The sequence below is a fragment of the Saccharothrix texasensis genome (assembly GCF_003752005.1).
In the GTDB taxonomy this organism is placed as follows: domain Bacteria; phylum Actinomycetota; class Actinomycetes; order Mycobacteriales; family Pseudonocardiaceae; genus Actinosynnema; species Actinosynnema texasense.
On record NZ_RJKM01000001.1, the window covers coordinates 7,636,877 to 7,648,578 of the forward strand.

Genomic DNA, 11,702 nt, shown 5'->3' on the forward strand with positions numbered 1-11,702 from the left:
CTCGGCTCTCAGCCCTTGGCCTGGTTCAGCTGTCCGGTCACCGTGTCGAGCAGTTCGGCCCACGACTTCTCGAACTTGTCGACGCCCTCGGTCTCCAGCGCGACGAACACGTCGTCCAGGTCGATGCCGACCTCGACCAGCCCGTCGAAGACCTCCTGCGCCCGCGCCGCGCGGCCGGTGACCGCGTCGCCTTCGATCTTGCCGTGATCGGCGACGGCGTGCAGCGTCTTCTCCGGCATCGTGTTGACTGTGTCGGCTACGACGAGCTGGTCGACGTACCGGGTGTCGGAGTACTGGGGGTCCTTCACGCCGGTGGACGCCCACAGTGGACGCTGCGCGCGGGCGCCCGCGGCGGCCAGCGCCTCCCAGCGCTCACCCCGGAACGTCTCCTCGTAGGCCGCGTAGGCCAGCACCGCGTTCGCGATGGCGGCCTCGCCGCGCAGCGCGGCGGCGGCCGGGGTGCCCAGCGCGTCGAGCCGCTTGTCGATCTCGCTGTCCACCCGCGACACGAAGAACGACGCCACGGAGTGCAGGCCGTGCAGGTCGTGCCCGTTGGCCCTGGCCTGCTCCAGGCCGGTGATGAACGCCTCCATCACGTGCCGGTAGCGCTCGACGGAGAAGATCAGCGTCACGTTCACGCTGATGCCCTCGGCGAGCACCCGGGTGATCGCGGGCAGGCCCTCGACCGTGGCCGGGATCTTCACCAGCAGGTTCGGCCGGTCCACGGCCTTGGCCAGGTCGAGCGCCTCGGCGACGGTGGCCTCGGTGTTGGTGGCCAGCCGGGGGTCGACCTCGATCGACACGCGGCCGTCGACGCCGTCGGTGGCGGTGTAGATGTCGCGGAACAGGTCGCACGCGTTGCGCACGTCCGTGGTGGTGATCTCGCGGACCGCGGCGTCGGTGTCGGCTCCGCGCGCGGCCAGCTCCCGGACCTGCGCGTCGTAGGCCGAGCCCTTGGACAGGGCGGTGGCGAAGATCGTCGGGTTGGTGGTCACGCCCACCACGTGCTGCTCGGCGATCAGGCCGGACAGGTTGCCGGAGTCCAGCCGCTCGCGGGACAGGTCGTCCAGCCAGATCGACACGCCCGCGTCGCTGAGCGCGGCCAGCGGATTGGTGCTCATCTCGTCAACTCCCTGAAGTCTTTTACTTGGTCCGGGCCAGCGAGCGGCGGGCCGCCGCGACGACGTTCTCCGTCGTGAACCCGAACTCGCGGAACAGCGTCTGGTAGTCCGCCGAGGCGCCGAAGTGCTCGATGGACACGATCTCGCCCGCGTCGCCCGCGAACCGGTGCCACGGCTGGGCGATGCCCGCCTCGACCACCACGCGCGCCTTCACCGACGACGGCAGCACCTGCTCCTGGTAGCCCTTGTCCTGCGCGTCGAACCACTCGACGCTGGGCATGGACACCACCCGGGCGGCGACGCCCTCGGCTTCGAGGACCCGGCGCGCCTCCACCGCGATCTGGAGCTCCGAGCCGGTCGCGATGAGGATCAGCTCCGGGTCCTCGTCGCCCTCCAGCACGTAGCCGCCGCGCGCGACGCCCTCGGTGGCCTTCTCCTTGGTGCCTTCGAGCACCGGCAGGTTCTGCCTGGTCAGGGCGATGCCCTTGGGGCCCTCGGCGTTCTCGACGATGGCGCGCCACGCGGCGGCGGTCTCGTTCGCGTCACCCGGTCGCAGGACGGTCAGGCCGGGGATGGCGCGCAGCGCGGCCAGGTGCTCGATCGGCTGGTGCGTGGGGCCGTCCTCGCCGAGGCCGATGGAGTCGTGCGTCCACACGTAGACGACCGGGGACTTCATCAGCGCGGCCAGCCGGACCGCCGGGCGCATGTAGTCGCTGAACACCAGGAACGTGCCGCCGTACGGGCGGGTGGGGCCGTGCAGCGCGATGCCGTTGAGGATCGAGCCCATGGCGTGCTCGCGGACGCCGAAGTGCAGCGTGCGGCCGTACGGGCTGGTCTTCCACATCTTGGTGGAGATCGACTCCGGGCCGAACGACTCGACGCCCTTCATCGTGGTGTTGTTCGACTCGGCCAGGTCGGCCGAGCCGCCCCACAGCTCGGGCAGCACGTCCTTGAGCGAGTTCAGCACCTCGCCGGACGCCTTGCGGGTGGCCACGCCCTTCGGGTCCGGGTCCCACGACGGCAGCGCGTCGGCCCAGCCCTCGGGCAGCTCGTTGTTCACCAGGCGGTCCAGCAGCGCCTTGCGCTCCGGGTTCGCCTGCGCCCACGCGTCGAACGACTTCTGCCACTCGGACTTGGCCGCCTCGCCGCGCTTGATGACCGAGCGGGTGTGCTCGAGCACCTCGTCGGAGACCTCGAAGGTCTGCTCCGGGTCGAAGCCCAGGATGCGCTTGACCTCGGCGACCTCGTCGCCGCCCAGGGCGGAGCCGTGCGCCGCGCCGGTGTTCTGCTTGGTCGGCGCCGGGTAGCCGATGATCGTGCGCAGCAGGATGAACGAGGGCCGCTCGGTCTCGGCCTTCGCGTTCCGCAGCGCCTCGAGGATGCCGGCCACGTTCTCGCCGCCCTCGACGACCTGCACGTGCCAGCCGTAGGCCTCGTAGCGCTTCGCGGTGTCCTCGGACAGCGCGATCGTGGTGTCGTCCTCGATGGAGATCTTGTTGTCGTCGTAGACGACGGTCAGGTTGCCCAGCTTCTGGGTGCCCGCCAGGGACGACGCCTCGCTCGTCACGCCCTCCTCGATGTCGCCGTCGGAGGCGATCACGAAGATGTCGTGGTCGAACGGGCTCTGCCCGGTCGGCGCGTCCGGGTCGAACAGGCCGCGCTCGCGGCGCGCGCCCATCGCCATGCCGACGGCGGAGGCCAGGCCCTGGCCCAGCGGGCCGGTGGTGATCTCCACGCCGTTGGTGTGCCGGTGCTCGGGGTGGCCGGGGGTCTTGGAGCCCCACGTGCGCAGCGCCTTGAGGTCGTCCAGCTCCAGGCCGTAGCCGTTGAGGAACAGCTGGACGTACAGCGTGAGGCTCGAGTGGCCGGCGCTGAGCACGAACCGGTCGCGGCCGATCCAGTCCGCGTCGGCCGGGTCGTGCCGCATCACGCGCTGGAACAGCGTGTACGCCAGCGGCGCGAGGCTCATGGCGGTGCCGGGGTGGCCGTTGCCGACCTTCTGCACGGCGTCGGCGGCCAGGACGCGCGCGGTGTCCACCGCGCGCTTGTCGAGGTCGGTCCAATCTTCGGGCAGGTGGGCTTCGGTCAACCGGGCGATGTCATCGGTGACGGACACTGACTTCCAGCTCCAAACTCACTAGGCGGCGGTTGTGACGGCCGGCGTGAACTTAATCGATCCCGTCAGGCCCGATCCGCGGCTACCAAGGTCCGCCGGCCAGCCTAGTCCGACTAGCGGACACGCGTGGCACTCACGCTCTGTGGGTGTACGCACAGGGGTCGTTGGTGCGTTCAGGGAGTACCCGAACGGGCTGCTGGGACACCACGCGGTTACCATCTGTCCATCCCCAGACCTGACGAGGAGCGCGACGCCATGAGTGCCGTCACCGAGGCTCCGGCGCGGTCGCCCCGGCAGGTCGTCGGCGCCTACGTGGCGCTGACCAAGCCACGGGTGATCGAGCTGCTGCTGATCACCACCATCCCGGCGATGCTCCTGGCCGCCCGCGGCCTGCCGCCGCTGTGGCTGATCGCGTGCACCCTGGCGGGCGGCACCCTGGCCGCGGGCTCGGCGAACGCGCTGAACTGCTACGTCGACGCCGACATCGACTCGGTGATGAAGCGGACCAGCGCCCGGCCGCTGGCGAAGGACGCCATCCCGCCGCGCAACGCGCTGGTCTTCGGCATCGTGCTCGGCGTGGTGTCGTTCGGGTTCCTGTGGCTGACCACGAACCTGATGTCGGCCGTGTTCGCGGTGGCCACGATCCTGTTCTACATCTTCGTCTACACCCTCGTGCTCAAGCGCCGTACCTCGCAGAACATCATCTGGGGCGGCATGGCCGGCTGCATGCCGGTGATCATCGGCTGGTCCTCGGTGACCGGCACGGTGGCGTGGCCCGCGCTGGTGATGTTCGGCGTGATCTTCTTCTGGACCCCGCCGCACACGTGGGCGCTCGCGATGAAGTTCAAGGAGGACTACGCGCGCGCCGGCGTGCCGATGCTGCCGGTGGTGGCGACGGCGCAGCAGGTCACCCGCCAGATCGTCATCTACTCGTGGATCACGGTCGGGTGCACGCTGCTGCTGGCGCCGGTGACGTCGTGGATCTACGTCGCGGTCGCGGCGGCGTCGGGCGTGTGGTTCGCGGTGTTCGCCCACCGGCTGCACGGTGTCGTGCGGCGCGGCGGGTCGACGAACACCATGAAGTTCTTCCACCTGTCGAACCTGTACCTGATGCTCGTGTTCTGCGGCCTGGCCGTGGACGCGGTGATCGGCCTGCCGGTGCTCGGCTGGCCGTTCTGACCTTGATGCACTTTCCGCATATTTGCGGATAACGGCCGGAACCGCAGGTCGGACAGGGTGCGGTGAAGTTCAGTCGAACGGGTGGCCTACGACACCGCCGACAGCAGCTCGGTGACGGTGGGGTCGTCCAGCGACTCCACGATGCACGACCACAGCTCCAGGTTCGCCGTGGCCCACCGCGAGTAGGTGGCCGCCGCCTCCGGGTCGTAGAAGTAGTAGCCCGCGTCGTGCTTGCCCCGCTGCTCGCCGACGATCTTGTGCGCGAGCTCCTTGAGCGTGATGCCGTTCTCTTCGAGGTACTTGGGCGCGAGCACCACCGGCGTCACCGGCAGGGCCTTGAACAGCGTGTCCGCGTCCGACAGGGCCTGCGCCTCGAGCGAGATGTCGCGGTGGCGGGTGCGCATCTCGGCCTCCTCGACCACGGCGTCCACCCGCGCCGCCACGTCGTCCGGCACGCCCGCGCGCGCCAGGATGTCCAGCCGCAGCCGCCTGCCGTCCACCGGCAGCGAGTTGCGCCGGACCATGTAGTTCACGTCGTGGACCAGGGCGGCCACTTCGACCAGCGTCACGTCCGAACCGTTGCGCCGGGCGAAGTGGACGGCCTTGTCCCGCACGAAGCTGACGTGGTGCCAGCCGTGGAACTGCAGCTTCGCGGCGAGGTCGCGGCACAGCCGCCACACCTCGCCCCGCACCTCGGAGATCGCCTGCGCCGTGACTGCCTTGGTGACAGTACTCATTGGACCCTCCCGTGCCGGGTGGGCCGATGGTAGGTGCGCGCGAAGATCGTTGGCGCGGGTTACAGGTTGTTCGTCAGGACCTCCAACCTCGCCTCGACCGGCACGTGCCGGTGGCTGGTCCGGGTGTCGGGGTCGTAGCTGAGGCTCCACGGGCTGACCGCGCGCGACTTGACCAGGAACGTCATGGTGTCGTCGGCGGCCTTCGGGATGCGGTGGAACTCGTGCGCGAGCATCGTGCCCGAGGCGCCCTCGTGGGCCTCGGCGCTGCGCAGCAGGGTGGTGGACACGATCCGCCGGCCGTCGTCGGTCACGTCCGCGGTGAAGCGCTCGTGCAGGTAGGAGCCCGACAGGATGGTGGTGCAGAAGTGGTAGCGGTGGTTGTGGATGGAGTCGGCGTAGCCCGGTCGCCAGTCCCGCTGCGGCTTGTACTCGTGCAGCCAGAACGTGAAGGGCTCGGCCGGCTCGTCCCGCAGGCACCACGCGAAGTGGGTCGTCGTCTCGCGGGACCTGGCCACGACGCGCATCTCGTCCTGCGGTGAGAGGGCGCGCAGGTGCCCGCGCAGCCTCTCCCGCAGGCCGGGTCGGCCCGCCCACTCCCGGAAACGCCTCTCGACGTGTCCCCAGTGGTCGACGACAGGGGGGTCGGCCACGGCGATGAGCGTGGCGAGCTCCGCGAGGGCGGAGAACCCGGTGAACTCGGTGAGCACGACTTATCAGCTCCCCAGCTGAGCGGAGGCGGAGAATTCTTTGCGGAATCGGTGGAACTTCTCCTCGAGCGACCGGAACCCGTCCTCGGTGAGCGGGTTGCCGGTGATCTTCTCGAACAGGGCGAGGAAGTCCGCCCGACTGGTGCCCGGGGTGATGACGATGTGGAGCCCTGCCTTGGAATTGCTGATGCGCAGGAACTCGGCACGTTCCATCCCGTAGATGAACGAGCCCTCGGCGAACCGGACCGTGCGCGGGTACAAGCGGATGACGCCCGCGCTGGTGTTGCTGTAGAGGGTGAGCCAGACGCTGTCGTCGAACAGCTCCAGCCGGTCCAGCGGCGGGTCGGACACGATCGTCAGGTCGATCCGCGAGCACCGGCCGCGGGCGAGGAACAAGCCCACCAGGCCGATGGAGATCTGCTCGCGCAACCGCTCGGCGATCGCGTCGTAGTCGCCGTCCACGCCTTCGTTGCGCAGCAGGTACCGCGCGCGCCCGCTGATCGCGTCATCGTCCCGCGGGTCGGCCAGGACGGCTCTGAGCTCGCACTCCGACTGCGACAGGAGCAGCCGGCCCGCCGCGTAGCGACCCGCGAAGCCGCGGAACACGTACAGCCGGGTGCGTTCGAGGTCCTGCATCATGACCTGGTTGAACGCCGGGTCGGGCCGTGCGGTCGGCTCGAACACGTGAGTGGGGAAGAACTCGCGGTCCAGCGCCCGGTACTCGGCGTTGAGGTCGCGCAGGGCCCGGCGGCTCTCCTCCACGACCGGTGTGATCAACGCCCGTTGCGCGGCCGAATTGGTGATCAACGTCTGACCGAAACCGACCACGGCGGAGATCAGGGTGCCGGTGCCGACCGACGTGAGGAACGTGCGCAGCGCTCCTTGATCCATTGTGCTGGAAATGGCCAGACTGCTGCCGGAAGTGACGACCAGGGTGAGCAGGAGCAGGCCTGTTCTGGTCCAGAACAATTCTTGTAACAAGTTGCTGCGGACGCCCTTCGGCTCCGCGGACACGAGGTCACCTCCTTGGTGGGCACTCGATCGGCCGAATGCTGTCGGTATGCGATCAAGTGCGCGGAGTTACTGTACGCGCGCCCGAGCAACGGCGGAAGCGGTAATTAGTGGCACATTTGCGGATTGTTTCGTAGATCGACAGCAGCGCACCGTGACCGGCGTTGGGCCTGCCGTGGGGCCGCGGCGCGCCGCGCGGGCGTGAACCCTAAGCTCGGCAACCATGCGTACTGTCGGCCGTACGGCCCTCGCTCTCGTCTCCCTGTTGTCCGCCGGTCTGGCGCTGACCGCGTGCACCGCTAGCGACCGGCCGTCCACCCTGACCACCACCCCGTCCGCGACCGCGGAGCAGCCCGAGGCGCGGCCCACCGAGGCCGACCTGCCCGAGCCGAGCGGCCCGCCGTGCGAGGTGGCGCAGTACCAGGTGACCGGCGCGGCGGGGGAGAAGCCGACGATCACCGTCCCGACCGGCTGCACGCCGCAGGACGGCCTGGTCGTCGAGGACCTGACCGAGGGCACCGGCGCGGAGATCAAGCCCGGCTCCACCGCCCAGCTGCACTACGTGCTGGCGACGTTCCGCGACCAGCGGACCCGTGAGGCGTCCTGGGACCGCGGCGAGCCGTTCGAGCTGGCGAACATCGGCCAGGCCAGTGTGATCCAGGGCTGGAACGAGGGCCTGATCGGGCTCAAGGAAGGCGGTCGCCGGCTGCTCGTCGTGCCGTCGGACAAGGGGTACCCGGACGGCAAGGGCGACATCCAGCCGGGCGAGACGCTGATCTTCGTGATCGACGCGGTGAAGGTCGCGGGCTGAGTCGTCCCGCCGGGAGCGGCGCAAGGGCGGTCCCGCGCGGGGCCGCCCTTGCGCGCGTCCGGGCCCGGGTTCCGCCGGCGCCCGCCGGTGTCAGGGCAGGAGCAGCAGCTTGCCGGTGGTGCGGCGCGCTTCCAGGTCCTCGTGCGCCCGCCGCGCCTCGGCCAGCGGGTAGCGCCCGCCGATCCGCACCTTCAGCGAACCGTCCAGGACGGCGGCGAACAGCTCGCCGGTCCGCCACTGCCTCTCCTCCGGGGTCGCCACGTGCGCGCCCAGCGACGGCCGGGTCAGGAACACCGAACCCGCGTGGTTGAGCCGCAGCGGGTCGAACGGCGGCACCGCCCCGCTGGACGCGCCGAACAACGCCAGCGTGCCGCGCGGCTTCAGGCTGGCCAGGCTCCCGTCGAACGTCGTCGCGCCGACGCCGTCGTACACGGCCGCGACACCCACGCCGTCGGTCAGCCTCCGCACCTCGGGCACGAAGTCGACCCGGTCGTACCTGATCACCTCGTCGGCGCCGGCCTCGCGCGCCAACGCCTCCTTCTCCTCGGTGGACACCGTGCCGATCACCCGCGCGCCCCGCGCCTTGGCCAACTGCACCAGCAGCAGCCCCACACCACCGGCGGCGGCGTGCACGAGCACCGTGTCGCCCTCCCGCGCCGGGTACGTGGACGCGACCAGGTAGTGCGCGGTCAGGCCCTGGAGCAGCAGCGCGCCGGCCGTGTCGTCGTCCACGCCCTCCGGCACCGGCACCGCGTCCTTCACGGGCACCACGGCCTGCTCCGCGTAGCTGCCGATGGTCTGCGCCCAGGCCACCCGGTCGCCCACCGCGACACCGGTGACGTCCGGCCCGACCGCGCTCACCCGGCCGACGCCCTCCTGCCCCGGCCCGAACGGCAGCGCCAGCGGGTAGCGGCCCTCGCGGTGGTAGCAGTCGATGAAGTTCACCCCGGCGGCGGCCACGTCCACCAGCAGCTCGCCCGCGCCGGGCGACTTCGCCGCCACGTCGGTGAACTCCAGCGCTTCCGGCCCGCCGGTCGCGCGCACCACCACTGCCTTGGGCATCTGTCGTCCTCCTGGTTGCTCTGTCCCTACGTCACTACGCCAACCGCCGCGACGGCCCGCCTGTTCCGCGCCCGACCGCCGCCGGCGACGTGTCTCACCTGCCGAGAGCGACCTTGCGCGCCAGGCCGAGCGGCAACGCGCCCGCGCCCGCGATGGTGTCGTGGAACTCGCGCAACGACCCGGTGTGCTCGGCCCGGATGCGCTCGATCTCCAACGCGCCGGTCAGGTACGACGGCGCCTGCGTCGGCCAGGCGCAGTACCGGCTGACCTCGCCGGCCGCCGTGCCCGGCGTGAGCGACGCCTTCGTGGTCATGAACTCCTCGGCCTCCTCGACGGTCATCCCGCCGCAGTGCAGCGCGGTGTCCACGATCATCCGCGCCGCGCGGAACAACCGCGCCTCGACGTGCGCCAGCTCCTGCGCCCGCGCCTTGGCCGCGTCGCCGACGACCTCCGCGGTGAAGTAGCCGTGCTCGCGCAGCAGCTTCTCCGCGTACAGCGCCCAACCCTCGGAGAAGTACGGCGTGCGGAACACCTTGCGCACCGGCCGGTCCTGCGCGGCCAGCCACGACAGGTGCCAGTGGTGGCCGGGGTACGCCTCGTGCACCGCGATCGTGGCCAGCTGGGCGCGCGAGTTCGTGCGCAGCCGCTGGGTGGTCTGCTCGGCGGTGAACCCGTCCGGCGGGAACGGCACGAAGAAGTGGCCGGTCCGCTGGTCGGTCAGCGGCGGCGGCGACATGTAGGACGCCACCGACAGCACCGGGCGCTGGAACGCGGGCGACGGCACCACCCGGCACTCCTCGCCCTCGGCGAACGTCACCAGGCCGTGCTCGACCAGGAACGCCCGCGCCCGCCGCGTCTCCGCCTCGTACTCGTCGCGCATCGCCTCCGGCGTCGGCGGGTGGTCGTCCTGGAACGCCGCCATCACCGCGTGCCAGTCGTCGGCGCCGGCCAGCTCGCGCATCTCGGCGTCCAGCTCGGCGTAGGCGGCTCGGCCCCGCTCGTGCAGCTCCGCCGCGCCGTACCCCAGCACCTCCTGCTCGCGCAGCAGCGTCGAGTAGAGCCCTTCGCCCATCCGCCAGTCGCCCCCGGCGCGGCCGCCGAACTCGTCCAGGAAGGCCGCCAGCTCGTCGAACGCCCGCGCGGCCGGTTCGGCGGCCTCGGCCAGCTCCGCGCGCAGCGCCGGGTCGGACACCTCGGCGGGCAGCGTGGCGGTCAGGAACGCCCGCCCGGTGCGGGCCTGGTCGGCGGCCCGCCGCACGATCCTCGGCGCGGCCAGCCCCACGTCCAGGTTCGCCCGGCACGCGGCCAGCACGGCGGGCACCTCCGCCAGCCGCTGCACCACGCTCGCCACCAGCTCCGGCTCCGGCCGCAGCCGGTTGAGGAACGCGCTGAACAACGGGTACAGCACCGCGGAGGTGTAGACGGACGGGTCGCGCCGCCACTCCGGCCACGTCGCCTTCGCCCGCACACCGCGCAGCACGGCGACGACGAGGTCGCGGTCCACCGAACCCTGGAGGTCGTCGACCTCGACCGCGACGAACCGGTCGAGCCACGTGCCCGCGTCGCGCTCGTACTGGGTGAACGCGCCCGCGCTGAAATCGCCGAGGGTGTGGTCGTGGGCCGACGAGCCGAACATCGCGGCGCTGCCCGGGTTGCGGTCGAAGTGCCACGCGAGGAACTGTTCGACCAGGTGGGTGAGGTGTGGGGTATCGGTCACGCCCCGCAAGCTACCCCGCGGTCCGGGGGCGGGCCGGCATGTCCCGGGCCCGTGAGTGCCGTCACGTGCGCGGAAGTTACCGGCAGGTTCTAGTCTGGCCGACGTGGCAGAGGACAAGAAGATCGGGCGCGCGGTGAAGACGGCGACGGCGTTCGTGGCCGCGCACGGCAAGCCCTCCCGGGCGGTCGTGGAGCACGTCGGACGGGCCGGCGCGCGGGTCGTGCTGGTCGGCGACGACGGCGCCATGGGCGACGTGGTGCTGCCGGACGTGGCGTCGGCGGAGGCGCTGGTCGAGGCCGTCGCCGACCTGGAGCGGCACGAGTGGGACCGGGAGACGACGGCCGCGGTGAAGATCGGGCCGGCGCACCGGCGGAAGATGGCCGGCCGGTGAAGGTCGTCTTCGCGACCTGCGACGCGCTGCCCGCCGGCGACGGCGACGACGACGCCCTGGTCGGGGCACTCGCCGACGTCGGCGTGCACGCGTCGTGGGCGGCGTGGGGCACGTCGACGCCGGCCGACCTGGTCGTGCTGCGGTCCACCTGGGACTACCCCGAGCGGCTACCGGAGTTCCTGGCGTGGTGCGACGCCGAGCCCGCGCTGGTGAACCCGGCGTCCGTGGTGCGGTGGAACACCGACAAGGCCTACCTGGTCGACCTGGCGCGCCACGGCGTGCCCGTCGTGCCGACGGCGGTGGCCGGGCCGGGCTTCGCCGACTGGCCGGACGGCGAGTTCGTGGTGAAGCCGACCGTCGGCGCGGGGTCGCGGGGCGCGCTGCGCGTCGCGGCCGGCGACCACGAGACGGCCGCCGCGCACCTGGCCGCCCTGGCCGCGCCCGCGCTCGTGCAGCCGTACCAGTCGCACGTGGACTCCGTCGGCGAGACCGCGATGGTGTTCCTGGGCGGCCAGTACTCGCACGCGTTCACCAAGGGCGCCATGCTCACGCCGGACGCGGAGTACGACGAGTCCGGGCTGTACATCGTGGAACGCCTGGCCGGCGCGTCGCCGTCACCCGCGCAACGCCGGGTCGCCGAGGACGTCCTGGACGCCGCCGCCGAGCTGACCGGCCTGCGCCGCCCCGACTTCCTCTACGCGCGCGTGGACCTGATCCCGGGTCCCGACCACGCCCCGCTGCTGCTGGAACTGGAACTGGTCGAACCCTCGCTGGGCTTCCGCCACACCGACGCCACCGCCCCGCTCCGGTTCGCCTCAGCCGTCCGGACGGCCCTCTCCCGGCGGTAGCC

Annotated in this window: 11 protein-coding genes; 4 read left to right on the plus strand and 7 right to left on the minus strand. The window is 71.4% G+C overall.

All coding sequences use genetic code 11. The features are described 5' to 3' along the window. Positions 1-8: 8 nt before the first annotated feature. Both tal and tkt read right to left on the minus strand, forming a co-directional pair. Positions 9-1,121: a transaldolase gene (gene tal, locus EDD40_RS34385; protein ID WP_123746604.1), complete on the minus strand. Its 1,113-nt coding sequence runs from the start codon at positions 1,119-1,121 to the stop codon at positions 9-11. 22 nt (positions 1,122-1,143) lie between these two features. Then, positions 1,144-3,237 (minus strand): transketolase, encoded by a 2,094-nt coding sequence (gene tkt, locus EDD40_RS34390; RefSeq protein WP_123746605.1) that lies wholly within the window; start codon positions 3,235-3,237, stop codon positions 1,144-1,146. A 255-nt stretch (positions 3,238-3,492) separates the two neighbouring features. On the opposite strand from tkt, the gene EDD40_RS34395 reads away from it, so the two are divergent. Next, on the plus strand, positions 3,493-4,416 hold the full coding sequence (locus EDD40_RS34395; protein ID WP_123746606.1) for a heme o synthase: 924 nt from the start codon (positions 3,493-3,495) through the stop codon (positions 4,414-4,416). Between the two features lie 86 nt (positions 4,417-4,502). Here EDD40_RS34395 and EDD40_RS34400 read toward each other — a convergent pair whose 3' ends face one another. From EDD40_RS34400 to EDD40_RS34410, 3 genes are read right to left on the minus strand one after another with little or no spacing between them, the layout of a single operon-like run. After that, the gene (locus EDD40_RS34400) at positions 4,503-5,153 is read right to left on the minus strand and encodes an HD domain-containing protein (protein WP_123746607.1); all 651 of its coding nucleotides are present in this window, start codon (positions 5,151-5,153) and stop codon (positions 4,503-4,505) included. Positions 5,154-5,212: 59 nt separating this feature from the next. Beyond that, the gene (locus EDD40_RS34405; RefSeq protein WP_123746608.1) at positions 5,213-5,860 is read right to left on the minus strand and encodes a cupin domain-containing protein; all 648 of its coding nucleotides are present in this window, start codon (positions 5,858-5,860) and stop codon (positions 5,213-5,215) included. A gap of 6 nt (positions 5,861-5,866) precedes the next feature. Beyond that, entirely contained in the window at positions 5,867-6,874 is a 1,008-nt protein-coding gene (locus EDD40_RS34410; RefSeq protein ID WP_123746609.1) for a hypothetical protein, read from the minus strand. Positions 6,875-7,094: 220 nt separating this feature from the next. Between EDD40_RS34410 and EDD40_RS34415 the strand changes: the two genes are divergently transcribed. Beyond that, positions 7,095-7,682 carry an FKBP-type peptidyl-prolyl cis-trans isomerase gene (locus EDD40_RS34415; protein WP_123746610.1) on the plus strand — a complete coding sequence of 196 codons (588 nt, stop codon included), beginning with the start codon at positions 7,095-7,097 and terminating at the stop codon, positions 7,680-7,682. Between the two features lie 90 nt (positions 7,683-7,772). Here the strand turns inward: EDD40_RS34415 and EDD40_RS34420 are convergent, their stop codons facing one another. Together EDD40_RS34420 and EDD40_RS34425 are read right to left on the minus strand one after the other, a co-directional pair. Continuing rightward, entirely contained in the window at positions 7,773-8,744 is a 972-nt protein-coding gene (locus tag EDD40_RS34420; protein ID WP_123746611.1) for a quinone oxidoreductase family protein, read from the minus strand. A gap of 94 nt (positions 8,745-8,838) precedes the next feature. After that, the gene (locus EDD40_RS34425) at positions 8,839-10,461 is read right to left on the minus strand and encodes a DUF885 domain-containing protein (RefSeq protein ID WP_246038028.1); all 1,623 of its coding nucleotides are present in this window, start codon (positions 10,459-10,461) and stop codon (positions 8,839-8,841) included. A 103-nt stretch (positions 10,462-10,564) separates the two neighbouring features. Here EDD40_RS34425 and EDD40_RS34430 point away from each other — a divergent pair, with 103 nt between their 5' ends. Next, the gene (locus EDD40_RS34430; protein WP_123746612.1) at positions 10,565-10,852 is read left to right on the plus strand and encodes a hypothetical protein; all 288 of its coding nucleotides are present in this window, start codon (positions 10,565-10,567) and stop codon (positions 10,850-10,852) included. Continuing rightward, positions 10,849-11,700, plus strand: coding sequence for an ATP-grasp domain-containing protein (locus EDD40_RS34435; RefSeq protein WP_123746613.1), 852 nt, complete (start codon positions 10,849-10,851; stop codon positions 11,698-11,700). Before EDD40_RS34430 ends, EDD40_RS34435 begins: the two co-directional genes overlap by 4 nt. Positions 11,701-11,702 lie beyond the last annotated feature (2 nt).